Source organism: Stenotrophomonas sp. As-7 (assembly GCF_030291015.1).
Classification (GTDB): Bacteria; Pseudomonadota; Gammaproteobacteria; order Xanthomonadales; family Xanthomonadaceae; genus Stenotrophomonas; species Stenotrophomonas lactitubi.
The window spans coordinates 3,826,351-3,852,456 of sequence record NZ_CP127405.1 but is presented as its reverse complement, the minus strand read 5'-3'; the positions used below and the strand labels follow the sequence as shown (position 1 = coordinate 3,852,456).

Annotated in this window: 19 protein-coding genes; 16 read left to right on the top strand and 3 right to left on the bottom strand. The window is 65.4% G+C overall.

Annotated features, from left to right (window positions below; genetic code table 11):
* Positions 1-47 precede the first annotated feature (47 nt).
* The 4 genes from rpoZ to recG all read left to right on the top strand — a co-directional run bounded on the left by rpoZ (position 48) and on the right by recG (position 5,260).
* Positions 48-347 (top strand): DNA-directed RNA polymerase subunit omega, encoded by a 300-nt coding sequence (gene rpoZ, locus QP457_RS17585; RefSeq protein ID WP_005410877.1) that lies wholly within the window; start codon positions 48-50, stop codon positions 345-347.
* 106 nt (positions 348-453) lie between these two features.
* The gene (locus tag QP457_RS17580; protein WP_025874213.1) at positions 454-2,616 is read left to right on the top strand and encodes a bifunctional (p)ppGpp synthetase/guanosine-3',5'-bis(diphosphate) 3'-pyrophosphohydrolase; all 2,163 of its coding nucleotides are present in this window, start codon (positions 454-456) and stop codon (positions 2,614-2,616) included.
* Positions 2,617-2,754: 138 nt separating this feature from the next.
* On the top strand, positions 2,755-3,141 hold the full coding sequence (locus QP457_RS17575; RefSeq protein ID WP_205405175.1) for a RidA family protein: 387 nt from the start codon (positions 2,755-2,757) through the stop codon (positions 3,139-3,141).
* 7 nt (positions 3,142-3,148) lie between these two features.
* The gene (gene recG, locus QP457_RS17570; RefSeq protein WP_099820814.1) at positions 3,149-5,260 is read left to right on the top strand and encodes an ATP-dependent DNA helicase RecG; all 2,112 of its coding nucleotides are present in this window, start codon (positions 3,149-3,151) and stop codon (positions 5,258-5,260) included.
* A gap of 182 nt (positions 5,261-5,442) precedes the next feature.
* Here the strand turns inward: recG and QP457_RS17565 are convergent, their stop codons facing one another.
* The gene (locus QP457_RS17565) at positions 5,443-5,853 is read right to left on the bottom strand and encodes a hypothetical protein (RefSeq protein ID WP_205405174.1); all 411 of its coding nucleotides are present in this window, start codon (positions 5,851-5,853) and stop codon (positions 5,443-5,445) included.
* 776 nt (positions 5,854-6,629) lie between these two features.
* Here QP457_RS17565 and QP457_RS17560 point away from each other — a divergent pair.
* The 4 genes from QP457_RS17560 (at position 6,630) to QP457_RS17545 (ending at position 10,924) form a co-directional block, all read left to right on the top strand.
* Positions 6,630-7,568 (top strand): nucleoside hydrolase, encoded by a 939-nt coding sequence (locus QP457_RS17560; protein WP_205405173.1) that lies wholly within the window; start codon positions 6,630-6,632, stop codon positions 7,566-7,568.
* Between the two features lie 87 nt (positions 7,569-7,655).
* Complete coding sequence (locus QP457_RS17555) at positions 7,656-7,898, top strand: type B 50S ribosomal protein L31 (RefSeq protein ID WP_010484049.1); 243 nt, start codon at positions 7,656-7,658, stop codon at positions 7,896-7,898.
* A 296-nt stretch (positions 7,899-8,194) separates the two neighbouring features.
* Positions 8,195-9,472, top strand: coding sequence for a citrate synthase (locus QP457_RS17550; RefSeq protein WP_205405172.1), 1,278 nt, complete (start codon positions 8,195-8,197; stop codon positions 9,470-9,472).
* A 357-nt stretch (positions 9,473-9,829) separates the two neighbouring features.
* Positions 9,830-10,924 carry a hypothetical protein gene (locus QP457_RS17545; RefSeq protein WP_205405171.1) on the top strand — a complete coding sequence of 365 codons (1,095 nt, stop codon included), beginning with the start codon at positions 9,830-9,832 and terminating at the stop codon, positions 10,922-10,924.
* 237 nt (positions 10,925-11,161) lie between these two features.
* Here QP457_RS17545 and QP457_RS17540 read toward each other — a convergent pair whose 3' ends face one another.
* Positions 11,162-11,935 carry a helix-turn-helix transcriptional regulator gene (locus QP457_RS17540; RefSeq protein ID WP_205405170.1) on the bottom strand — a complete coding sequence of 258 codons (774 nt, stop codon included), beginning with the start codon at positions 11,933-11,935 and terminating at the stop codon, positions 11,162-11,164.
* Between the two features lie 93 nt (positions 11,936-12,028).
* Here QP457_RS17540 and QP457_RS17535 point away from each other — a divergent pair, with 93 nt between their 5' ends.
* From QP457_RS17535 to QP457_RS17500, 8 genes are all read left to right on the top strand, one after another.
* Entirely contained in the window at positions 12,029-12,796 is a 768-nt protein-coding gene (locus tag QP457_RS17535; protein ID WP_205405169.1) for an alpha/beta hydrolase, read from the top strand.
* A 109-nt stretch (positions 12,797-12,905) separates the two neighbouring features.
* Positions 12,906-13,271, top strand: coding sequence for a NirD/YgiW/YdeI family stress tolerance protein (locus QP457_RS17530; protein ID WP_100553448.1), 366 nt, complete (start codon positions 12,906-12,908; stop codon positions 13,269-13,271).
* A 292-nt stretch (positions 13,272-13,563) separates the two neighbouring features.
* Positions 13,564-14,070, top strand: coding sequence for a CS1 type fimbrial major subunit (locus QP457_RS17525; protein ID WP_205405168.1), 507 nt, complete (start codon positions 13,564-13,566; stop codon positions 14,068-14,070).
* A gap of 51 nt (positions 14,071-14,121) precedes the next feature.
* Positions 14,122-16,845 carry a TcfC E-set like domain-containing protein gene (locus QP457_RS17520; RefSeq protein ID WP_205405167.1) on the top strand — a complete coding sequence of 908 codons (2,724 nt, stop codon included), beginning with the start codon at positions 14,122-14,124 and terminating at the stop codon, positions 16,843-16,845.
* A gap of 20 nt (positions 16,846-16,865) precedes the next feature.
* Positions 16,866-17,975, top strand: coding sequence for a CfaE/CblD family pilus tip adhesin (locus QP457_RS17515; RefSeq protein ID WP_205405200.1), 1,110 nt, complete (start codon positions 16,866-16,868; stop codon positions 17,973-17,975).
* A 16-nt stretch (positions 17,976-17,991) separates the two neighbouring features.
* Positions 17,992-18,699, top strand: a complete 708-nt coding sequence (locus QP457_RS17510; protein ID WP_205405166.1) for a pilus assembly protein — start codon at positions 17,992-17,994, stop codon at positions 18,697-18,699.
* A 62-nt stretch (positions 18,700-18,761) separates the two neighbouring features.
* Positions 18,762-23,999, top strand: coding sequence for an ESPR-type extended signal peptide-containing protein (locus QP457_RS17505; RefSeq protein ID WP_205405165.1), 5,238 nt, complete (start codon positions 18,762-18,764; stop codon positions 23,997-23,999).
* A 69-nt stretch (positions 24,000-24,068) separates the two neighbouring features.
* A complete protein-coding gene (locus QP457_RS17500; protein ID WP_205405164.1) occupies positions 24,069-24,806 on the top strand; it encodes a hypothetical protein in 738 nt (245 codons plus the stop codon).
* A gap of 76 nt (positions 24,807-24,882) precedes the next feature.
* Here QP457_RS17500 and QP457_RS17495 read toward each other — a convergent pair whose 3' ends face one another.
* On the bottom strand, positions 24,883-25,527 hold the full coding sequence (locus QP457_RS17495) for a hypothetical protein (protein WP_089236654.1): 645 nt from the start codon (positions 25,525-25,527) through the stop codon (positions 24,883-24,885).
* Between the last annotated feature and the right edge of the window lie 579 nt (positions 25,528-26,106).

Genomic DNA, 26,106 nt, shown 5'->3' with positions numbered 1-26,106 from the left:
CCTTTCCCTCATTCGACTGAGCGGCCGACCGGTCGCCGGGAGCCCGTATGGCCCGCATTACCGTAGAAGATTGCCTGGAAGTCGTTAACAACCGTTTCGAGCTGGTGATGATGGCCTCCAAGCGCGCCCGTCAGCTCGCCAATGGCGTGCAGGCCACGCTGGACAACAGCGAGACCGAGGACAAGCCGACCGTGCTGGCGCTGCGCGAGATCGCTGCCCGCAAGATCGACAACGCGCTGATCGACGAAGTCGAGAAGGCCGAGCGTGAGCGCGCCGAGCGCGAAGCGCTGGAGTGGGCCGCCGCTGAAGTGGTCGCCGACGAAGACATGTCCAAGAACGACGATTGATCGCATCGATCAACGTCATCGCTGGATACGCCGAACAGCCCGCCCCGTGCGGGCTGTTTCGCATTCAGGGTTTGCCGTAAACGTCGCGCTGGCATAGGCTTTGGCCATGAACCCAGGCCCCACTGCCAAGGTCGCCGCAGTCCCCGCTGCCGCCGTACCCGATTACGTCCTCCAGCTCGAACGCGCCGCCCACTATCTGCCGCCCGAGCAGCTGCCGCTGCTGCGCCGTGCGTGGGAAGTCGGCGCCTCCGCGCACGCTGGGCAGACGCGCAAGTCGGGCGAGCCCTACATCACCCATCCGGTGGCCGTGGCCCAGGTGCTGGCCGAGCTCGGCCTGGACGTGGAAGCGCTGATCGCCGCGATCCTGCACGACACCATCGAAGACACCCCGCTGACCCGCGAGGCGCTGTCGGCCGAGTTCGGTGAAGCGGTGGCCGAGCTGGTGGACGGTGTCACCAAGCTGGACAAGCTGAAGTTCCGCGACCGCCAGGAAGCGGCTGCCGAGAGCTTCCGCAAGATGCTGCTGGCGATGTCACGCGACCTGCGCGTGATCATGATCAAGCTGGCCGACCGCCTGCACAACATGCGCACGCTGGGCGCGCAGAGCCGCGAAGCGCGCGGCCGCATCGCCCGCGAGACGCTGGAGATCTACGCCCCGATCGCGCAGCGGCTGGGCATGAGCCTGGTCAAGAGCGAACTGCAGAACCTCGGCTTCAAGGCGCTGTACCCGTGGCGCCATGCCATCCTGGAAAAGCACATCCGCAGCCAGCCGGTGGTGCGCCGCGAGGCGCTGGCGCAGGTGGAAGTGCAGCTGTCGCAGCGCCTGGCCAAGGAGGGCATCGAGCACCGCCTGGTCAGCCGCATCAAGACCCCGTGGAGCATCTACAACAAGATGCGCGACGAGAACAAGTCCTTCGACCAGGTGATGGACGTGTTCGGCTTCCGCCTGGTCGTGCGCGGCGTGCCGCAGTGCTACCACTCGCTGGGCGCAGTGCATGCCGCGTTCAAACCGCTGGACGGGCGCTTCCGCGATTTCATCGCGATCCCCAAGGCCAACGGTTACCAGTCGCTGCACACGGTGCTGTTCGGCCCGTATGGTTCGCCGATCGAAGTGCAGATCCGCACCGAAGAGATGGACCTGATCGCCGAGCGCGGCGTGGCGGCGCACTGGACCTACAAGTTCGGCGGTGACTCGCCCAACAGCGCGCAGAGTCGCGCGCACGCCTGGATCGTCGAGCTGATTGATTCGCAGCGTGCCGCCGGTTCCTCGCTGGAGTTCCTCGACAACGTCAAGGTCGACCTGTTCCCGGACGAGGTCTACCTGTTCACGCCGAAGGGCAAGATCCTGGCCCTGCCGCGCAATTCCACCGCGCTCGACTTCGCCTATGCCGTGCATACCGATGTCGGCAACATGGCCGTGGCTTCGCGCGTGGACAAGAAACTGGTGCCGCTGCGCACCAAGCTGGTGTCCGGGCAGTCGGTGGAGATCATCACCGCGCGCTCGGCCACGCCCAAGCCGCAGTGGCTGGAGTTCGTGGTCACCAGCAAGGCACGCACCGCCATCCGCCACCAGCTCAAGCAGCTGGAGCACGAAGATGCCGTGCAGCTGGGCCACCGCATGCTCGACCGCGCGCTGGAGGCGATGGACAGCTCGCTGGAGCGCCTGCCGAAGGGCCGCCTGGATGCGTTCCTGGCCGAACATCGTTTCCCGCGCCTGGAGGCCCTGCTGGCAGAAGTCGCGCTGGGCAACTGGATGCCGACCCAGGCCGCACAGGCGCTGATGGCGTACGCCGAGCTGCGCGGCGGCGCGCATTCGCGTCACAGCTCGCAGGAAAAGATCCTGATCAATGGCAGCGAGCGCGGCGTGGTCACCTTCGCCGGCTGCTGCCAGCCGATTCCGGGCGACGACATCATGGGCTACCACACCGCCGGCAAGGGCATTGTGGTGCACCGCATGGATTGCCCGAATCTGGCCGAACTGCGCAAGTCGCCGGAGCGTTGGGTGCTGATCGGCTGGGATACCACGGTGTCTGGCGACTACGACACCTCGCTGGTGGTGGAAGTGGAGAACGGTACCGGCGTGCTCGCGCAGCTGGCTGCGGCGATCGCGCAGAGCCATTCCAACATCGAGCGCGTGGATTACCTGGACCGCGATTTCAACGCCGCAGTGCTGGCGTTCAACATCCAGGTACGCGACCGCAACCACCTGGCCGAAGTGATGCGTCGCCTGCGCCGCCTGTCGGTCGTGCAGGCCGTTCGCCGCCAGTAGATCCACGCCCGGCGTGGATGATTCCGGCCGTGCCGGCCCGCCGCGCGGTTCATGCGGGGTAGATCCACGCCATGCGTGGATGCACCCCCACCCGGTACAATCACCGCTCTGTTTTCCCCCAACGCACCGGAGCGACCCATGTCCCGCCAGATCATCAACACCGAAAAGGCCCCGGCCGCCATCGGCCCGTACTCGCAGGCCGTGCGCGCCGGCAACACCGTGTATTTCTCCGGCCAGATTCCGCTCGACCCGGCCACCGGCGAGATCGTCGGCGTGGGTGACGTCGAAGCACAGGCCCGTCGCGCCTTCGACAACCTCAAGGCCGTGGCCGAAGCCGCGGGCGGTTCGCTGGACAAGGTCGTGCGCCTGGGCCTGTACCTGACCGACCTGGCCGAATTCGCCAAGGTCAACGCCGTGATGCAGGACTATTTCCAGGCCCCGTTCCCGGCCCGTTCCACCATCGAAGTCTCCGGCCTGCCGAAGGGCGCCAACTTCGAGGTCGACGCGGTGATGGTCATCGACTGACCGCCACGTGGCACGCAAGGCGGCGGTCACCCCGGCACTGGCACCGTCCGGTGAAGCATCGCTTGCGATGCTCGCCGGCGTCGGTCCGGCCGTGGCCGCCAAGCTGCAGGCGCGTGGCCTGGCCACCCTGCAGGATCTGTGGCTGCACCTGCCGCTGCGCTATGAAGACCGCACCCGGCTGACCCGCATCGAAGACCTGCGCAACGGCATTCCGGCGCAGGTGGAAGTGCGGGTGGTCGCCGTCGAGCGCGGCATGCGCTACCGGCCGATGCTGAAGGTAGCGGTGGAGGATGAAGGGCAGGGCACCCTGGTGCTGCGCTTCTTCCATTTCCGCCAGCAGCAGGTCGGCCAGTTCGCGGTCGGCAATCGCCTGCGCTGCTTCGGCACGCCCAAGCCCGGGCATCTGGGGTTAGAGATCGTCCATCCCAGTTACCAGGTGCTGGGGCGCAATGACGATCCCGATCTCGGCGACCGCCTCGATCCGGTGTACCCCACCGTCGAGGGCGTCGGCCCGATGACGATGCGCAAGCTGATCGGCCAGGCGCTTGATCGCCTGCCGGAAGAAAGCACGCTGGAACTGCTGCCCACCGGCTGGCTCGATGGTCTCGGCCTGCCATCGCTGCGCAGCGCGCTGCTGACTGTGCATCAGCCGCCGCCGGATGCAGACCTGGCCGCACTCGCTGCCGGCACCCATCCAGCGCAGCGTCGGCTGGCGATGGAAGAACTGCTGGCGCACCACCTCAGCCTGCGTCGCCAGCGCATTGCGCTGCAGGCGCACCACGCGCCACCGCTGGCCGGCCCCGGCAAGCTGGCCAAGGCGCTGCTCAAGCAGCTGCCATTCGCGTTGACCGGTGCGCAGGCGCGCGTGTTCAAGCAGATCCGCGAAGACCTCGCGCGCCCCAGCCCGATGCTGCGGCTGGTGCAGGGCGACGTCGGCTCGGGCAAGACAGTAGTGGCCGCGTTGGCGGCGATGCTGGCGGTGGAGCAGGGCAAGCAGGTCGCACTGGCTGCCCCCACCGAACTGCTGGCCGAGCAACATCTGAACAACCTGCGCGGCTGGCTGGAGCCGTTGGGCGTGCGCATTGCCTGGCTGGCCGGCAAGGTCACCGGCAAGGCGCGCGCGAAGGTAATGGAACAGGTCGCCAACGGCGAAGCGCAGGTGGTGGTGGGTACCCACGCGCTGATGCAGGAAGCGGTGGTGTTCCAGGATCTGGCCCTGGCCATCGTCGACGAGCAGCACCGCTTCGGCGTGCACCAGCGGCTTGCGCTGCGCGACAAGGGCAAGGGCGGCAACAACGTGCCGCACCAGCTGGTGATGACCGCCACGCCGATTCCGCGCACGCTGGCGATGTCCGAGTACGCCGACCTGGATGTATCGGCCATCGACGAGCTGCCGCCGGGCCGCACGCCGGTGCAGACCGTGGCACTGAACAATGATCGTCGCCCCGAGCTGATCGAGCGCATCGCCCTGGCATGCCAGGAAGGGCGGCAGGTCTATTGGGTATGCACGCTCATCGAAGAAAGCGAAGAGCTGGATGCCACGCCCGCGCAGGCCACCTACGAATCGCTGCAGGCGTTGCTGCCTGGCGTTCGCGTGGGGCTGGTGCATGGCCGGCTGAAAGCGGCCGAGAAGCTGGCGACGATGGTCGCGTTCAAGGCCGGTGACATTGACCTGCTGGTAGCCACCACCGTGATCGAAGTTGGCGTGGACGTGCCCAACGCCTCGCTGATGGTGATCGAGAATGCCGAGCGCCTGGGCCTGGCCCAGCTGCACCAGCTGCGCGGCCGCGTCGGCCGTGGTTCGGCGGTGTCGCGCTGCGTGCTGTTGTATCAGGCACCGCTTTCGCAGATGGCGCGCGAACGCCTGCAGACCATGCGCGAGACCAACGACGGTTTCGTCATCGCCGAGAAGGACCTGGAACTGCGCGGTCCGGGCGAACTGCTGGGCACCCGCCAGACCGGCCTGGCCGGTTTCCGCATCGCCGATCTGGCCCGCGATGCGGGCCTGTTGCCGGGTGTGCATGAGTTGGCCGAACGCCTGCTGGCGCAGCAACCGGCGCTTGCAGATCGCGTGGTGCAGCGCTGGATCGGCACCGCCGTGCGTTACGCCTCGGCCTGACGGGTTGGGGTCGGATTCCTTTGCCGAGCAAAGGGCTCTGACCCCGCAGGGACCAGGACGTCCGCCGCGGACTGGTAGAGCCGAGCCCATGCTCGGCTGCTGTTCGCGCTGCGCGCGTGAGTCGAGCATGGCTCGACTCCACAACAGCCTATCCACGCATGGCGTGGATCTACTGGTATTTGCTAGACGGCCGGCAACTGCGTACCCATGTATTCGGACAAACCACGGCAGGCCAGCAGCAGTCCTTCGCGGATGTCATCGCCTATCTGCTGCACTTCTTCGCCGTCCACGCGCACGCGCTCACTGGCGTGCAGCATCTCCAGCAGCAGGATCAGCCCGGCATTGGCGCGGTCGATGCGGGCCAGCGCCACACGTTGGCCAGGTGTATGCCAGCGGCTCGGCCACGGCTGACCATCGGCACCTTCTTCCTGGCGGATGCGCTTGAGGCAACCCAGCAGGGTGAAGCCGTTGTCCGTAGGTCCGGTCGCGGGGGCGGCGAGGGTGGTTTCCAGCGCCTGCGCCAGCTCATCGGGGATGCTGGCGGCGGCATCGCCCAGCGTGGCGAACAGGAAGGGATAGCGGGATGCGGTCATGTCGGCAGTCCTTGTGCGCAAGGCAAGAGGCCACCCACGCGAAGGTGAGGGTGGCGGACGGTGAGTGGTTGCAATACCGGTGACTACCTCAAGAACGCCGGCGGGCGCGAAGCCCCCACGCACCGCCCGCCATAGAACGCACGGACGGATTGCCTGCCGGACGCCACGCAGGAACACGCGCGCAACGCCGGCAGGCAAGCGTAAACAACAAGGCAGTCAAACGGGATTGCAAGCCCGTGCCATCCGTTGTCGATGGCCTCTCATGATGTCCACGACAGCCCTCATCGCTTCAATGAGAATCATTGGAAAAGTCGAAAACGCTGCAATTGCATCGTGGCCCTGCAGGGCAGGCCGATTACGTCATCTTTCCCGATCCCTCCGACATCCATCCACGCATGGCGTGGATCCACTGTGTCGACCAAGGTCGACACCTACCAACAGCTGCAGGGTCGACACCTACCAACAGCTGCAGGGTCGACACCCACCAACAGCAGGCCATGCCATTCCGACAGATCGCGGAGAACTGTCGAAGGCGGGGTGGGTCCGGTTGCGGGGGCGTGAGCGCCATGGATGGCGCGACCGAGCCTACATGGACGTATTCACGGCGTCCCCCGCAACCGGACCCGCCCCGCCATCCCACGGAATGCCAGCTTTTGCCGTTGCCGTTGCCGTTGCTCCGGCCTCTGCGGGTGCAGGGCGCAGCCCTGCCGAACCCCCATACTTGCAACGGTCATCATCCCGGTCCACACTTCGTTGCCGATCTGAAGACGGCAACGATGACCAAGAAGATCCCGCTGTTGATCGATACCGACCCCGGTGTCGACGACGCACTGGCCCTGCTGATGGCCTTCGCCGATGAACGGCATGACGTGGTCGCCCTGACCATCGCCGCCGGCAACGTAGGCCTGCAGTACACCGTCCGCAACGCCCTCAAGCTCTGCGACATCGTCGGCCGCACCGACGTGCCGGTGTTCGCCGGCAGCCCCGATCCGCTGCTGCATCCGTCCGTTGACGCCGCCCACGTGCATGGCCGCGATGGCTACGGCGACGTGGACCTGCCGCCGCCGAGCCGCCAGGCCGACGCCGAGCACGCCGCGCTGGCGATCCTGCGTTTGTCGCACGAACATGCCGGCGAACTGATGCTGGTGATGCTCGGCCCGCTGACCAACCTGGCGCTGGCGCTGAAGCTCGACCCGACGCTGCCCCAGCGCATCAAGCGCATCGTGGTGATGGGGGGCGCAGTCACCTGCCACGGCAACATCACCCCCGCCGCCGAATTCAACATCGCCTTCGATCCGGAAGCGGCGCATGTGGTGTTCACCGCGTTCCCGCACCTGCTGGTGTCGGACTGGGAAGCCACCGTTGCCCACGGCCTGCCGCTGACCGAAGCCGAACAGTGGCTGGGCGCCGATTCCGATCGCGCGCGCTTCTACGAGCTGATCTCGCGCAAGACCCGTGGCCTGTCCGAAGACAGCAAGGGCGGGCGCTGGTACACCGCCGATGCGCTGGCCATGGCCTGGGCGTTGAACCCGGAAGGGCAGCTGCAGGTCGAGTCGCGGCCGCTGAATGTGGAACTGAACGGCACGTTCAGCCGTGGCGCCACCATCGTCGACTGGAACCGCCAGACCGGCCAGCCGGACAACTGTGATCTGCTGATGGCCTACGACCAGGGGCGTTTCGAGGCCCTGGTACGCCAGGCCCTGGGCGCGGACTGAGATTCGCCCCCCGCACTGGTTGCCCCGGGCGGCAACCAGTGCTTATAATGCCGCTCTTGACCACCAGCCCATTTACGGTGTGAGCCCATGAAGGCCGATATCCATCCGAACTACCGCGACGTCGTCTTCCATGACGTCACCTCCGATTTCAAGATCCTGACCCGCTCGACCATGGCGACGAAGGAAACCATCAAGTGGGAAGACGGCAACGACTACCCGCTGGTGAAGGTTGAAATTTCCTCGGCTTCGCATCCGTTCTACACGGGCAAGCACAAGGTCATCGACACCTCGGGCCGTATCGACAAGTTCCAGAAGCGCTACGCGCGCTGATACGTCGTACCCGGTTCGAACCGACGGCCGCGCTCTGCGCGGCCGTTTGTTTTTGTCCGACGCCTGCCCAACGGGCGTTTGGATGGACGGAACACTGCGTCCTTGTGACAACGCGTTTGCCGATCCCGGCCGCTCGCTGGCAGGGTGTCGGCTGCCTGTCGTCTACGACTTCTGTCTAGCGCCCGGCAAATGCTGCTGTGCGATAATGACCTGATCCCCGGCACAGGCCGAGGACGTCATTCACGTGCCTGACCAATGCGCTTGGGCAGGCGCCTTCCCATGAAGGAGCGCACACAGTGTCCGATCTTGATCAGGTCACGCTCAACGCCGGCGATACGTCGGTCGTTCTGCCCGTCATCAAACCCACCCTCGGCAACGACTGCGTCGACATCGCGAAGCTGACCAAGGAAACGGGGTATTTCACCTACGATTCCGGTTTCACCGCGACGGCCAGCTGCAAGTCTGCCATCACCTACATCGACGGCGACAAGGGCGTGCTGCTGTATCGCGGCTACCCGATCGAGCAGCTGTCGGAGAAGTCGAGCTACGTCGAAGTGGCCTACCTGCTGATCAACGGCGAGCGCCCGAGCGCCGAGCAGCTGAAGGCCTTCACCGACGAGCTGGCGGCCGAAGCCAACGTCGATGAGTCGATCAACACCCTGATCGGCAGCTTCGCCAAGGATGCCCATCCGATGGCCATCCTGACCGCCGCCATCGCGCAGCTGTCGGGCATCTACCACGCCTCGCTGGACCTGTCCGACGCCGAACAGCGCCGCCAGGCTGCCGTGCGCCTGATCGCCAAGGTGCCGACCCTGTCGGCGCTGATCTACCGCCACGGCAAGGGCCTGCCGGCCAACAAGCCGGACACCTCGCTGGACTACGTCAGCCGCTTCCTGAAGCAGACCTTCGAGTCGGCCGATGGCAAGTACGAACTGAACCAGGACGTGGTCAAGGCGCTGGACCTGCTGTTCATCCTGCACGCCGACCACGAGCAGAACGCGTCGACCTCGACCGTGCGTCTGGTCGGTTCGACCGGTGCCAACCCGTACGCGTCGGTCGCCGCTGGCGTCACCGCGCTGTGGGGTCCGGCCCACGGCGGTGCCAACGAAGCCGTGCTGAAGATGCTGGAAGAGATCGGCAGCGCCGACAACGTCGAATCGGCCGTGCTCAAGGCCAAGGACAAGACCTCCGGCTTCCGCCTGATGGGCTTCGGCCACCGCGTGTACAAGAACTTCGATCCGCGCGCGAAGGTCATCGGTGAGATGACCGGCAAGGTGCTCAAGCAGCTGGGCGTGCAGGATCCGCTGCTGGACGTGGCCGTGAAGTTGGAACAGGCCGCGCTGCAGGACGAGTACTTCGTCGCCCGCAAGCTGTACCCGAACGTCGATTTCTACAGCGGCATCATCTACAAGGCGCTGCAGATCCCGACCGAGATGTTCACCGTCATGTTCGCCCTGGGCCGCACTTCCGGCTGGGTCTCGCATTGGCTGGAACAGCAGGTCGACCCGGAAATGAAGATCGGCCGTCCGCGCCAGGTCTACACCGGCCACGACGTGCGCGACTACCAGGGCTGATCGCCCCGCGTAGGTTGTGCTGAGACGCCCCGCGATTGCGGGGCGTTTTTTTTTCGCTTCTGGTAGATGCCAACCTTGGTTGGCAAGCTTTCGGCGCTCGCGAAAAAACATCCACGCATGGCGTGGATCTACTGCAGCCCTGCCTCGGTAGGTGCCAACCTTGGTTGGCACGCTTTCCCATCCACGCATGGCGTGGATCTACCATGGCACCCCGCCTTTGGTGGGTGCCAACCTTGGTTGGCACGCTGTTCGCCGCGCCAAGAGCGCGTGATTCAAGGGTCTCACCAGCTTCACAAGCGCTCGCGCAGCCTCAGGACGCTAGCTGCACCTGCAGCACTGATACGGAGCATCCAACCCATGAGTACCCGTTTCGACCTGCCCGAGCGCGATCCACTCGGTCCTGACATCGCCACCGTGGTGGCCACTCCCGTTGTGCCAACGCCAAGCGAAAGCGCGGTGTCCTGGGGCGCCATTTTCGCCGGCGCCGTTGCCGCCGCTGCACTGTCCCTCATCCTGCTCATCTTGGGTGTAGGCCTTGGTCTGTCCTCGGTATCGCCGTGGTCGTTCGAGGGCGTTTCCAAGGAAACCTTCGGCTGGACCAGCGTCGCGTGGCTCACCTTCACCGCGCTGGCCGCTTCCGGTCTGGGCGGCTATCTGGCTGGCCGCCTGCGCACCAAGTGGACGCAGATCCACGGCGATGAAACCTACTTCCGCGATACCGCGCACGGCTTTGTGTCCTGGGCCGTGGCCACGCTGCTCACTGCCGGTCTGCTGACCTCGGCCATCGGTGGCGTGCTGGGCGCCGGCGCAAAGGTGGCCGGTGCCACCGCAGGTGCTGCGGTCTCCACCGCAGGCGTTGCTGCTGCCGGTGTCGGCACCGCGGCTGCCGGCGGTCAGGAAGGCGACCTCAACTACTGGGTGGATTCGCTGTTCCGCAACGCCACCACGCCGGGCCCGGACGCTGCCGGTGCACCTCCGGCTCCGCCGGCAGCGGGCGCAGCACCGGGCAACGGCCCGATGGACCCTGCCGCACCGCCGCCGCCTGCCGCCAGCGTTGGCCCACGTGATGCTCGCACGGTCCCGCCGCCGCCGCGCCCGATGCCGGGCAATGGCCCGATGGGTGACCGTCGCGAAGTCCGTGCCGAAGTGAACCGCATCATCGTCAACAGTCTGCAGGGGGATGGCTTGGACCCGGCCGATACCCAGTACCTGTCGCAGCTGATCGCGCGCGAGACGGGCATGAGCCCGGCCGAAGCGCAGGCCCGTGTGACCGATGTGCAGACCCGCATGCGTGCTGCACTGGAAAAGGCCAAGACCACCGCCAAGCAAGCTGCCGACGATGCCCGCAAGGCAACGGCCTATGCCGCGCTGTGGCTGTTCATCACCCTGCTGATCGGCGCGTTCTTCGCCAGCCTCAGCGCCACCTGGGGCGGCCGTCGCCGCGACCTGTAATCCGCATCTGATGAAAGGAGACCTGCCATGAAGACGCTTCTGCTCTGGTTCCTGGGCGTACCGATTCCACTGCTGATCCTGTACGCGATCTTCTTCTGAGATCGTGTCGTTGAGTGAGACCCATCAGGCCGCCGCAAGGCGGCCTGATGCCATCCAGTGGCGCATGAGCATCTGTAGCGTCGAGCCACGCTCGACGCACGCACGCAGCGCGAGCAACAACCACGCGCAGGCCGGGTACTACGCCTCCACGTAACGGCTCGGTGAACATCCCAGCACACGCCGGAAGGCCGCAGAAAACGCACTGGGGCTTGCATAGCCAAGGTCCAGCGCGACACGGGTCACCGCTTGGCCCTGTCCCAGCCGCTCGATGGCCACCAGCAGGCACACCTGTTGCCGCCACTCGGCAAATCCTATCCCGGTATCGGCGCGGAACAGGCGCGTGAACGTGCGCCGGCTCATGCCTGCCTCGGCCGCAACGTCATCGAGGCGGGTTGCCAGCGAGGGAGTATCGAACAGGGCACGACAGACACGTGCAAGGCGTGCATCGGCAGGCAGCGGTGCATGCAGGGAAAGTGTCGGCATCGATGCGATTTCCGCCACCAGCAACTGCATCAGTTTGCCTGCTCGCCCGTCCTCGTCGTACAGCGGGGGCAGATCCACCGCCGCCTCCAGCAGCTGCTGCAACAGCGCAGAGACCGCGAACACCCGGCACTGCTCCGGCAGCGCCACTGCGTCGGCCGCCTCGGCGGAGAGAAAGGCGTTGAGCATCGTTACCGGCCCCCGCATGGTCATCTCATGCGCCAGGCCTGCAGGCACCCAGCAGGCGCGCCGTGGCGGAACCAGCCAGCGCCCCTGCGGCGTGGCCACACTGATGGTGCCGCGCGCAGCGAACGCGAACTGTCCGCGCCGATGGGCATGACGGGGAAACGTGGACTCGGCTGCGTAGTCGTTCGAGGTGACCACGACATCGCGTGGCAGGTCTTCGTAGGGGTCAAGCAGCGAGTTGCGCATGGCCCGGATTCTATAGCGATTGACCCGTCATCGACGGTGCGACTGACGTGCGATGCCTAGCATCGGGGATTCCCCCAACTGCACTGGAATCCCATGGCCAATACCTTTCATCGCGTGGGGCACGGATCGCACCCTGTCCTGGTCCTGCACGGCTGGTTCGGCGACGCGCACGCGTTCGAGCCGATCGAGCCATGGTTATCGCGCGACGACTTCAGCTACCTCTTCATGGACTGCCGGGGCTACGGCGGCATGCGTGATGCACGTGGGGCCTACACCATCGACGAGATTGCATCCGACGCATTGGATCTGATGACTGCCCTGGGCCACGAACGCTTCAGCGTGGCGGGTCATTCGATGGGCGGCATGGCCATTGAACGCATGGCGGTGCTTGCGCCGGAACGGGTGCGCGGCATGGTGGCCATTGCGCCGGTGCCCTGCGGCGGCATTGCCTACGACGCCGCGACGCGCGGCCTGCTTGAAGCCGCAGCCGGAGACGTAAGCATCCGCCGGACCATCATCGATCGCAGTACCGGCGGACGGCTGCCGGCGCAATGGCTCGACTGGAAGGCCGCGTATTCGGCGGCACATGCTTCACCTGCAGCATTTGCTGCCTATCTTCCAGCGTGGGCGGATACCGATTTCAGCAATGAGATCGTCGGCAATCACCGGTTGAAGGTGCTGGTGGGTGGGCACGATCCCACCTTCAACCGTGCACTGATGGAGCGCACGTATCTGCGCCGCTACCGGCAGGCCACGATGGAGGTCCTGCAGGATGCCGGGCATTACCCGATGAACGAGACGCCGCTGGCCTTGGTGGCGGCCATGGAATCGTTCCTGAAAGAGGCGTCGGGTCCGGGATGAATGGTTTCTGACATTCGATGTCGTTTTCACATCTTTTCGGAGTTATTGCATGGGCATCACATTCGAGGCGATAGAACCTGAGGGTACTTATCCCTGCATGGAGAACACCATGAACCGACGACTCACCCTTGCGCTCCTCGCCACCTCCTTGAGCCTGCTCAGCGCTGGCGCCTTTGCCCAGTACACCGGCCCGGGCGCCACCAGTGCCGTCACCACGGTTGCCGAGGCGCGCGACCAGCGTGACGACCAGCCGGTGGTGCTGCAGGGCACGCTGGTGGCCAAGATCGGCCACGAGCGCTACCGGTTCAAGGACGCCACCGGCGAGATCGATGTGGAAATCGACGACAAGGATCTGCCCAGCCACCAGGCCGTCAGCGCGACCACCGTGGTGGAGCTGCACGGTGAAGTGGATACGCACCGCTTCAAGCCCACCGACATCGACGTGGATCATGTGCGGATCGTCAGCACGCGTTGAGGCGGCGGTGGTGCACCCGTGCGTCGAGCATGGCTCGACTCTGCAAAGTGCATGCCGCGCAATGAGGGTTGTTGCAAAGATCGGATGAGGAAGTTTGCATAACCCTCAAACATTGAACGCCTTCAAGGAATCTCCTTAACGTTCAGTTATTTAGGAAAGCTTGAATGGCCGGCGCGGGGTAGGCATACCTACCATTCTCTCGTCGGCCGCACCCACCTCTGCGGACGGCGCTTCCCTCCCTTTCTCCTTGGGGAGGGGAGCTTTCATATCCCCCTGTCCGAGAGAGACAACCATGCACGCCATTCTGAAGAAGGCCACGCTCGCTGCAGCGCTGGCCACCGTTTCGCTGTCCGCCAATGCTTTCGACGCCGACATCAAGGTCTGGGCCAACGTCGACCCGACCCTGGCCCTGCTCAAGGCCGATGGCACCGCACTGGATTCGGTCGTCAACATGGTCCACAACCCGGTCACTGGTCTGGTGCCGTGGTCGCAGCAGGTGCGCGTCTACTCCAACGATGAAGACAAGGACATCGAAGTGCGCGTCGGCAGCACGCCGCAGCTGCTCAACACCGATGGCAGTGGCGCCCCGGTGCCGCTGACCGTCAGCCTCAACGGCAAGGCGCTGACCGTAGCCGCGCAGGACTTCGCCGCCTCCGACCTGTTCGACGGCGCGCTGCCGGGCGCATCGATCCCGATGCCGCTGCGTATCGCGCAGACCAACCAGGCGCCGATCGCCAAGGGCGGCACCTACGAGGGCATCGTCACCATCGCCATGCAGCAGAAGACCACCAGCCCGTAAGGCGCCCGCGCCGGCCCGCTCCCCGGGCCGGCCGCTTCCGGTAATACCCCCATGAAATCTCCCGCACCCGCCGTCACCCGGCTGGCGGTCGCGCTCGCCCTGTCGTTGGCCATGCCCCTGGTCGCGGCGCGCGGCGTACCCGCCGGTTTCGAGGATCTGGTCGAAGGCCAGACCGAACAACTCGAGGTACGCCTGTTCGGCCGTTCGACCGGGCTGGTGCCGGTGCGCGTGACCCTGGAACACGTGCAGCTGGAGGCCCCGGCGGAGGCGCTGCAGGCATTGCAGCTGCCGGCCGAGGCACAGGTCGCGTTGTTGCCGGCGCTGTCGCAGCCGCTGCCGCGCAACAGCCATCTGGCCTGCCGTTATGGCGGCGCCAGCGCCGGTTGCGGTTACATCGATCCCCCCGAGGAGCCCACCGCCGTGCGCGCGCTGTATGACGAAGGCGAGGGCGCCGTGCGCCTGTTCGTCGCCCGCCAATGGATTCCCGGCGAACCGGCCGCCGAGCGCTACCACCAGGTCAGCGCCAATGCCGAAAACGCCTTCCTGCACCAGCACACGCTCAATGTCAGTGGCGGCCGCGGCTACCAGTCGCTGGCCGCGCAGGGCATGGGTGCGCTGGGCGTGTTCCAGCGCGGGCACCTGTCCGCCGACTGGACCTTCAGCCAGCAGCACTACCGCGGTGGCCGTGCCAACCGTGATTTCCAGCTGGACAACGCCTACTACCGCCATGACCTGGGGCAGCAGCACTACCTGCAGGCCGGGCGCATGGACCGCCGCAACCTGAGCAGTCCGCAGGGCGGCACCTTCAGCTTCAGCATGCTGCCGATGGATCGCTTCCAGGGCCTGCGGCTGGGTACCACGCAGGCCTACGTGGATGCCGCCGCTGCCGTGCAGGCCACGCCGCTCACCGTGCTGCTGGCGCGCGATGCACGGGTGGATGCCTTCGACGGCGAGCGCCTGCTGCAGACCTTCTACCTGCAGGCCGGCATCAACCAGCTCGATACGCGCCGGTTCCCGCTGGGGAACTACACCATCACCCTGCGCATCTACGAAGACGGCGTACTGGTGCGCAGCGAGGACGCGCCGTTCGACAAGGGCGGCGACTGGACCGACAGCAGCGTGCAGTGGTTCCTGCAGGGCGGCCGCCGCAACGAGCGCCGCAGTGACCGCTTCGATGATGAGCTGGCGGCGATGGGCGGCGTGCGCGTGCCGGTGTCGCGCAACGTGGCGATGACGGCCGGCCTCGCAGACCTGGGTGGCTTCAGTTATGGCGAACTGCGGCTGGACCTGCGCCATGTCTTCGCCACCCAGGAGATCCGCGCCACCTTCAGTGGCATGCACGGCAGCGATGGCAGCCGTGGCCAGCAGCATCAGCTGTCCTACCGCCGCCGTGCTTCGTGGAATGTGTACCACCAGCGCATGCGTGGCCGCGCCTGCCAGTTCGAGGACGATGCGCGCGACCGGCTCGGTTGTGCTGATTCGCTCAGCGCCTCGATGGCGCTGCCGGTGGCTGGCGGCAATGCCTATCTGGCCTATACCCGCCGCCAGACCTGGCGCGCAGGCACCGTGCAGCCGGGGCTGGGGGATGACCCACTGGCCGGGCTCGACACGCTGTTGCCGCCGTGGATTCCGCAGCCCACGCGCGTGCCGCAGCTCAGCCGCACCTGGCAGGCCAGCTACAGCCGCAGCCAGCGCTGGGGCGAGTTCAGTGTCTCCAGCCGCATCGGCGTATGGCAGCAGACCAGCGGCGGCGGCCTGCGCGACGGGCGTGACCGCGGCATCTATTTCAACTTCAGCCTCAACCGCCTGCAGCGCGGTGATCGCGGTAGCTCACAGCGCCGCTACGGCCTGGATGTGCGCCAGCCTCAGCACACGCGGCCCGACGTCAACTACAGCGCCGGCCAGACCCTGCGCCAGGAATACGAAGACCAGTACCGCGAAGTGTCCGGCGAACTGCGCGGCAACAACAACGAACGCTACAGCGCCACGCTCAGCGGGCAGCTGCAGAACCGCATCGGCCAGACCGGCGCCACCGTATCGCGCTACCAGCACCAAGGTGGCAACGAGGTGGCGTACAGCGCCACGCACAGTTCTGGTCTGGCCATCGGCACGCGTGGCCTGTACTGGGGCGCAGGCGTGGGCGCCGATGCCGGGCTGGCGGTGCAGGTGGATGGCACCGACGATCTGGACCTGACCGGCGTGGCCGCCGAACTGCAGGTAGGCGGACTGCGCCGGCAGCGGCTGAAGCTGGGCGAACGCCGCCTGCTGCCGATTTCCGCGTACCAATCGCACCGCGCTGAAGTGCAGGACGCCAGCGCACTGGACAGCATCGCGGCGGTGCGTGTGAGCGGCGTGGGTGGCGCGCGCCCGCTGTTCCTGTCGCCCGGGCGGCTGGTGCGCATGCCGGTGCCGATTGAAGTGACCTACACCTTCATCGGCAACGCCCACGACATCGCCGGTGCACCGCTGCGCGGCGCTCGCATTCTCAACGCGCCGGTGCCCGGCACCGGTAGTAATGGAGGCTTCGTGGCCGACTTCCCACGACGCGAAACGACCCTGTACCTGCTGCAGGACGACCGGCTGCTGCACTGCCCGCTGCAGGTGCGCGAGCGCCGCAGTGTGGTGATGCTGGTGGGCACCGTGCAGTGCGAACCGCTGGCCGTGGCCCAGCTGCCCGCCGATATCCGCCATCAGGCACGGGTGACGCGACTGCTGCAGGAGCAGGCGTTGATTGCTGCCACGCCGCAGACCGCAGCAGCAGGAGGTGCGCAGTGAGCCGGCGGGTGTGGTGGGTGATGGCGGTGCTGTGCGCACTGGTGGTGCTGATGCCGCGAGCGATGGCGCAGCGGCCGCCGGAGACGCATCCGACGAGTGAGCACCGCGACATCGTGATGAGCTGGGATCGCTCTGCGATGCCTGGGGATATTGAGTTGTGGGCGGCAGATACATTGCTCGCCTACCAATCCATAGGCGGACTCCCCTACGCAAAATCCCATCTTGTCTGCTCGTCGGCTAGCGAATCATCCAACGGCAAGTGCCCTGTGCTCGGCTCAGAGGCGAGCTTGCATGGAGCCGGAGAAATATGGATTCAGGCAATCGAAACCAGATCTGGCCTGCGAGAGGAAATCCGAGCAGTCGGTAGCCGACGCCGCCCCATGACCGGGCAGGCCTGCTCGTCGGACTACTGGGCACCTGTAATCAGGCCTCTTTGGGCTGCGGACATCGATGTTTGCGGGAGAGACCAGTCGGCCGGCATTGGAGCGAGCCTCCGAGTCCCTGTCTCTGAGTTGAATCGGCTCGTAGCAGGAAAATGGCGTGCACAGCTGGTGCTTGGCATGTACAGCGAAATCGCGGGTGCGTTGCTGGCCGAATATACCTTTGCATTCGAGTTCTCCATCACCGACCACAACGCGGTCTCCATCTACTTCCCGCTGTTCGACCAGGTCACCCCGCATGTCGGCTTGAACCTGCAGTACGACCCGCTCGCACAGACCATCGGGGGCCGAACCCAACTCGACATGTGCCTGTATGACGGGCTGGGCTCGCAGAGCCAGTACCTGGGCGTCACCGTGCGCGACAGTGGGCCACGCCCCCCTGGGCCTTCCGGCTACTCGGTCTGGCACACAGACGGCGGCAGCGACGCCACGCAACGCGTGGACTACACCGTCACCCTCGATCACAACGGCAGCGCCTTGCCACTGCGCAACGGCGTGGAGCAGCTGCTGCACGGCATCGATACCGCAAAGCTGCGCCTGGTGCTGCTGCCCGGGATGACGCAACCCGTGTTCTGCGTACCCACGCCTTTGACGCTGGACACCCCACGCGTGCCGGTCAGCAGCAAACGCCCCGGCTACTACGACGGCGATCTCAAGGTGGAACTGCGCGTTCCCACTGTCACGCCCTGATTCCCATGGAGCCCCGATGAAGCCTCTTATTCGCTGCCTGCTTCCCTTGTCGCTGCTGATGGCGATGCCTGCCCACGCCAACCTCACCGTGCACCCCATGCGCACGTCGGTGGACGTGAAGAAGGGCGCGCAGATCCGTATCTATTCGCAGTCCACCCAGCCACAGTACGTGCAAGCCTCGATCAAGCGCATCGTCAATCCCGCTGGCGCAGACGAGCAGGAGGTTGAGGTCGAGCCCGGCGAAGCGGCCATCGCCATCACCCCCGGCAAGTTCGCGCTGGCCGGGGGGGGCAATCGCCTGATCCGGGTGATTCCGCTGCAGCCGGTCGAGAAGGAAACCGCCTACCGCGTGTACTTCGAAGGTGTGCGTGGCCCAGACGGCATTGAGCGCGCAGGCGAGGCCGAGCGCGCTCAGGCCAATGTCGGTGTCAGCTTGATATGGGGCGCGCTGGTCAATGTGCTGCCCGCGCAGCCGGCCATGGCGGTGCAGGTGGAAGGCAATCGCCTGCGCAACACCGGCACGGTGCGCGTGGGCATCACCAGCATCGCCGACTGCGATGGTGCGCGCTGCATCGCGCACGACGTGTCGCGAAGCCTGTATCCAGGCAGTGCGTTGGAGCTGCCTTTCCCCGTGCAGCCCGGACACACGCTGCAGCTGCGCTACCGACTGACCCGCGATGGCTATCGCGAGCATGTACAGACCCTGGCGCCTAGCGCCGGTTGATTCCCCAGCCCCACCGGCGGCGCTGGTGGGGCTCTTTCTGACATCCGTGTTAAGGAGATCCAATGAATCGTATCTATCGTCGTCTGTGGAGCCGCGCCAAGCAGTGCTGGGTGGTAGCCAGTGAGATCGCCAGCAACCAATGTGGCGCATCCAGTACGTCTGGAACCGTCGCTCATTCGCGTAAGCGTGCGCTGGCCATTGCGATATCTGCAGCATCCGCTTCCATGGGTATGGCCAGTGCCCATGCCGGATTTCTCGACGATGTCTTCATCGGCTGCAGAACTTCGGGGACATACTGCCTGCCGGTGATTGGTCACGAAGACAACAGCGCCTTTCCAGGCTACGCCAGTGGAAGTTCGTCTTTCCTGGCATTCGGTGCATCTGCGTGGACAGATGGTAGCTACTCCACCAGCTACGGTCATCGAACGTCCTCGGTGGGCGACAGGAATGCTGTCTTCGGCTATTGGGCGAAGGGCTCGCAGGGGTACGTGTCGGTGTTTGGTGCCTATGCCAGTGGTGATGGCATTGGGGCTACCGCCTTTGGTCACAATGCCAAGGCATATACCGAGAACTCGATTGCCGTCGGCAGTGGCTCGCGGACAGCAGAAGGAGCGGGTGTCTCGAAGATTGCCATTGGTGGCGACGCGTATGCAGGTACCAACGGCTACACCGGTGCAGTGGCCGTCGGTGGTGCTTCCCGTGCTGAGTACGACGGCATCGCGCTGGGCTATGGCGCCAAAGCCACCAAGTCTGGGAGCCTTGCTCTGGGGTCGCATTCCGTTGCAGACCAGGCCAACACGGTCTCTGTTGGCAACAGTTCGACCAAGCGTCGCATCGTGAATCTCGCAGATGGCGTTGTGAGCAGTGCCAGTACTGACGCGGTGAATGGAAGGCAGCTTAATACCACCAATTCCAACGTAGCAAGGGCCCAGGCAGCAGCCGATGGGGCGAGGACGACAGCCACTGCAGCACAATCCACCGCCAACACGGCCAACACCAATGCCAGCACAGCGCTGGCGAAGGCCAATGCGGTCAGCGGCCTGGTCAGCCAAGTCTCGGCTAGTGGCAACGTGCGCCTTGGCGGCGAGAACACCGGCGCCGTGCTGGATGTGCGCAACAAGTCCAACGCAGTTCGCAGCATCACCGGCTTGAAGGATGGGGCGCTTTCTGCATCCAGCACTGAAGCCGTGACGGGCAAGCAGCTCAATGCAACCAACACCAATGTGACCAGTGCCAGAACTGCAGCCGATGCCGCGAAGACGACGGCCACGGCCGCGCAGTCCACGGCCACTACGGCCAATACCAATGCCAACACTGCATTGGCCAAGGCCAATACGGTCAGTGGCCTGGTCAGCCAGGTATCGGCCAGTGGCAACGTACGTTTGGGCGGCGAGAACACCGGCACGGTGCTGGATGCCCGCAACAAGTCCAATGCTGTTCGCGCCATCACCGGTCTGAAGGATGGAGCGCTGAGCACGACCAGCACCGAGGCGGTTACGGGTAAGCAGCTCAACGCCACTAATGCGAATGTCAGCAAGGCGCAGGCAGCAGCCGACGCAACGGCCGCACGGCTGAATGCTAGTGCCGTGGCACTGGGCGCGGGAGCTGTCGCGGAGCAGGCCAGCTACGGCATCAGTACTGCGCTGGGCAACAACGCCAAAGCCTACAACGGCAAGAGCGTCGCCATGGGCGCAGACGCTCGCGCGACGGTGGATGACGCGGGTAACAAGATCAGCGGCAACGGAGGTGTGTCCATCGGTGCTGGCACCCGCAGTGGCAACGGTGCGGTGGCACTTGGACTGGACGCTGTGGCAACGGGTGATCGTGGTATTGCCGTCGGTCATGAGGCGTCCGGCAAGGGCACGCACGCCACTGCGCTGGGATTCCAGAGCAACGCGTCGGCCAACCAGGCCACGGCCGTTGGGCGCGGGGCCGTTGCCAGCAGCCTGTATGCCTCGGCCGTGGGCAATCAGGCGAGTGCCACGGCGCAGAGCGCGTTGGCCCTCGGTGATCGCGCCAGTGCGGCACATGCGGGCGCGGTTGCGCTCGGCAATGGCTCAGCCACGACTGCAACCAATCAGGTCTCGGTGGGCAACGGCTCGTTGAAGCGCAAAGTGGTCAACGTGGCCGATGGCGCCTTGAGTACGTCCAGCAGTGAAGCGGTGACTGGCAAGCAGCTGCATGCCACCAACATCAGCGTGGCTGCTGTGAAGGCGACTGCGGACGGTGCGCAGGCGCGGGTGGCGGTGCTGGATGGCCTGGTGGGGCAGGTCTCGGCAAGCGGAAACGTGCGCTTGGGTGCAGACAACACCGGCACCGTCGTCGACGTTGCCAACAAGACCGGCGCCAAGCGCAGGCTGCAGAATCTGGCCAACGGCGTGCTCAGCGCGTCCAGCGCCGATGCGGTAACTGGGCAGCAGCTCAATGCCACTAATAGCGAAGTGACCAGTGTGCGCACGGCGGCGACCGCGGCGAAAACTGCGGCCGACGCCGCTCGTGGCGTAGCCGATGGCGCTGTGCTGAAGGCTGATGCCCTGGGCGGACTGGTGGGTCAGGTATCTGCCAGCGGCAACGTCCGCCTCGGTGCAGAGAACACCGGCACCATTGTGGATGTCGCAAACAAGGCCGGAGCCAAGCGACGTATCTACAACATCGCCAACGGAACGCTTGGCGCGGGTAGCACGGATGCGGTGACCGGGCAGCAGCTGTTTGCAACCAACGCCTTGGTGGAGACGCAGCGACAGGCTCTGGCTGGGCATGCGCAGCAGCTGACGGATCAGGACGCGCGTATCACGGACAACCGGGTCAAGTTGGATGCGCTGCGTACGGACTTCGACAACTTCGATCCGGATCTGGATGGTGTGGTGAAGTTCAGTGCTGACCGCCGGTTGGTGGACATGGCGGGCGCCCGCGTATCGGGTGTGGCGGCGGGGGATATCAGTTCTGCGACCAGCACGGATGCGGTGAATGGCGGGCAGCTGTTTGCGACCAACTCTCGCATAGAAGCACTTGAGTTGAAGGATCGCTTGGTTGACTTCGGAAAGGAGTTTGGAGCTATGGATGCAGAATCCGGTCTGTTTGGCGTCGCCATTGGAAATGGTGCGCAGGCGTCGCTCCGCACAGAGGGGGGGACTGCAGTTGGCAGTTACTCCACTGCATTGGGCAAAAATTCGGTCGCATTGGGGCGTGGCTCGCTAGTCGAGGAAATTGCTGAAGCGGGTTTCGCGCTTGGTGCTGGCGCTTCAGTTTCTCAGGATCATGGCGTCGCCTTGGGGTCATACTCAGAGATAAGGGCTGGTGCCTTTAACTCGGTTGCACTTGGTGCAAATTCGATCGCCGAGGAGGAGCGAGTGGTATCCATAGGGAGCTCAACCCTGAAGCGCAGGCTTACGAATGTTGCGCGGGGTACCTCCGGTGACAACGCCGCAACCATCGCGCAGTTGAGCGAGTCTGTCTCTGCCCTCGGTGGAGGTGCCAGCGTCGATCCAAACGGCAGCGTTGTTGCTCCTGTCTATGGAATGCAGGGTGGAACGCAGAATAACGTCGGAGACGCTTTGGCCGTCCTGGATGGCGCAGTGGTCAGAGCTGATAGTCGCGTAGAGAACATCGAAAATCATTTGCGTGCGACGTTCCAGCAGTCACCCTCAACTAGAGTGGATGGAACTGGCCAGCTGAATCTGGCAGGTGCGCAGGGCATGGTTCTGTCGAACCTTGCTGATGGTCGTATTGCCGCAGGGAGCCGTGATGCCGTAACCGGCAATCAGTTGTACGCCGCAGAGCAGAAGATCTCGCAGAATCGGAATGATCTGGAGGCCATGCGCAGGGAGCGGGAGATGGCTGAGGCGGCGATGCGTGGACGGGATGCGAGCGTCATCGACTATGGTGGCGCGCGCTTGACTGGTGTGGCTGAGGCGAAGCTGTCGGCTGACAGCGCGGACGTTGTGCGCGGTAGTCAGCTATTCCGGACCAATGAGGTGGTAGCTAGTTTGGCTGATCGTTTCAACAACGTGATCGTGGATCACGATGACCTAAGTACTCCGGCTGAGGCAGCGTTCCTATCCGTGGCCGTTGGTGGAGACACTCGGGCTTTGGGGGAAGGATCGACTTCAGTTGGTAGCTATGCATCTTCACGTGGTAAGCAATCCACCGCAATTGGATACGGTGCGCACATAGCTGCCGATGCACTTACCGGGGTTTCGCTTGGCCAAGCCGCAGGCGTGTTCGCAGATTGGGGTGTTGCTCTGGGGAGTTACAGTAGGGTAAAGGTGGGGGCAAGGTTTGCCGTTGCTGTGGGTGCGCAGTCGATCGCTGAATCCGAGATGGAGGCTTCATTCGGTAACATGTCGTTGAAGCGACGCCTCACCAATATTGCCAACGGCACCGCCAACCACAACGCAGCCACCATCGGCCAGCTCCGCGGCGCCCTGTCCACCCTCGGCGGCAACATCGACGCCAACGGCAACGTCACCACCCCCGGCTTCAACGTCCAGGGCCAGCACCAGAGCACCGTCAACGACGCTCTCACCACGCTGGACTCCGCCGTAGTCACCACCGGCTCCCGCATGGACCGCGTCGAAACCCAGCTCCGCTCGGTCTTCCAGGAAACCCCCTCTACCCGTAGCGACGGCACCGCCCAGCTCACCCTGGCCGGCGCCAACGGCATGGTCATCTCCAACGTGGCCAACGGCCTGATCGCTGCCGGCAGCCGCGAGGCGGTCAACGGTGGCCAGCTGCACGCCGTGCAGCAGCAACTCAATGGCCGCATGGACGGGCTGGAGCAGCGCGTCGATGGCCAGCCGCAGTCGCGTGCGGTGGCTACCTCTTCCGCTGCGCCGACCGGACAGGTCACGCCGACGCCGGAAGCCAGCGATTCGCCGCAGGTGGCCTCGGCAGGCGAGGGCACTTCGACTACGCCGCAGCCGAAGTCGAAGCAGGACGACACGCCGTCGCCCACGCCGCAGGTCGATACCGCTGAACTGGAGAAGATGCTGGCCCGCGCCAACGAGTACACCGATGGTGCCATCAGCAACTTCGAGCGTCGCCTGGACAAGATGGACAAGCGCTTCAACCGCATGGCGGCGATGAGCAGTGCGCAGACGGCCATGGCCATGAACACCGCCGGCCTGGCCACCTACAACCGCCTCGGTGCGGGCGTGGGCTACGCCGAGGGCGAGTCGGCCATGGCGGTGGGTTACCAGCGCGTACTCAACGACAAGGGCTCAGCCACCTTCAGCCTCAATGGCGCGTTCACCAACAGCGGTGAACGCAGCATGGGCGTGGGTGTGGGCATCGGCTGGTAAGCCATGGCGCCCCGGTGTGGTGCGCGTAACGAGCCCCGCCGCGCCGGGGCCATTGCAGAGGAAATTGCGATGTACAACTTCATGAGCCGCTTCATGACCTACCGGCGCTACTACGTCTGGCGCGCCCGCATCCGCTACGTCACCCACGACATGGATACGTGGACGCTGGCGTGCCTGGTGCTGATGATCTGCATGGGGTTGATGGTGTGGGGGTTCTGGCGCGTGGTGAACGTGCCGCCGCCGCGCATCCATCCGGAGGCCGCTGCCGTGCGGGTGGAAGTGCTGACCGACGAAGCGATCCATCGCATCGTGCTGGTGCGCCACGGCGGCACGACGCCGGGTCATCCCTTCTACAGCGCCGCGGAGATCCGCGGCAGCACCCAGCGTACGCTGCGGGTGCGGCAGACGCTGCAGGACCCGGTACCGATGAAGCTGCAGGCGGACATGTACGCGGACATCGCGGACTACATCAACGCTACCGGTGCCTGCATGCCTTTTCCCTGCCGCCGCGTGAGTTTCCGCATCGAACAGCTGCAGCGGTCGGGGCGCGAGAGCGCCGTACGCAACAAGGCCCTGGCCGAGATCCTGCAGGTGCCGTGGTACCTGGTGCCGAATCTTGATGGCGAACGCATGCGGGTGCGCAGCGGTTGGGCGGATGATTTCCAGGACGTGTACTCGCACGCCTGGAACCTGCATGACCTGCAGAAGATGCATGCGCGCATGATGGCCGAGTACCCGTACCGTGCTGCGGTGCCGTGGCTGGCACGATTGGCAACCCCGACCGAAGAAAAGCTGATCTTCCCGTAGAGCCGAGCCATGCACGGCTGCTCTCCGCGCAGATCGAGGCAGCCTCGAGCCGAGCATGGGCTCGGCTCTACGCCAGTCACCCGCCGATGTAGGCGGTGATCTCCGTCTCGGCCAGCAATTGCCGCAACTGCGTGGCCGATGCCCGGCGCATGGGTTTCTCATCCACCGGCGACAGCGGTGCCTGGCGCAGGGCGTCGTAGGGCAGCACGGCCAGGTCGAAGGTCAGTTCTTCGGCACTGAACACCCACACCGGTACGTCCAGGTTGCGCTCGCGGTCCAGCCGCAGGCGCCGCGTACGCGATTCGGCGGGGATGCGATGTTCGTCCAGGAAGCGATGCACGGCCTCCGGGTCGTCGCTGTGCAGGTGCAGCTGCACGGGGCTGTTGGCATCGGCAGTGCCGTCAAGAACGGGTCCGGCCAGGCGCGGCGAGAAGCCGTGCAGGAACTCCAGCGCGCGCAACGCGGACTCACGCCGCCGCTGCAGCTCATTGCCGTGTTGTGGGCCGGAAAACAGCCGCTGGTACTCGCGCAGGGCCTGTTCGATCTCGACGTTGCGGGGCAGCGAGGCATCGTCGTGGATGCCAAGACGGCTGGCGGCCTTGAGTTTGGCCTGGTGGAAGTCGCGGATTCCGCCTTCGGCCATCAGCCGGGCGGCTTCGTGGGCGAGGCGATGACGCCGTTCGCGGGTCTGGCTGGCAGCATGCTGGTGAGCGCGGTGCATGCGATGACTCCCTGTTGCGACCTGGCTACAGACTAGCGCAGGCATGTGACATCTGCGTGGGTATTTGAACCGCATCTGGTAGATGCCGACCTTGGTCGGCACGGGGCGCCAACCAAGGTTGGCGACTACCAGGGCCGGGCCGGGCCAGGCCATGCCCGCAGAGTCCTTCGGCTGCCGGATGCAATCGCTTTGGTAGATGCCGACCTTGGTCGGCACGGGGCGCCAACCAAGGTTGGCGACTACCAGGGCAACGCCGGGCCGTGCCCGCAGAGCCCTTCGGCTGCCGGATGCAATCGCTTCGGTAGATGCCGACCTTGGTCGGCACGGGGCGCCAACCAAGGTTGGCGACTACCAGGGCAGGGCCGGGCCGTGCCCGCAGAGCCCTTCGGCTGCCGGATGCAATCGCTTTGGTAGATGCCGACCTTGGTCGGCACGGGGCGCCAACCAAGGTTGGCGACTACCAGGGCCGGGCCGTGCCCGTAGAGCCCTTCGGCTGCCGGATGCAATCGCTTTGGTAGATGCCGACCTTGGTCGGCACGGGGCGCCAACCAAGGTTGGCGACTACCAGGGCCGGGCCGT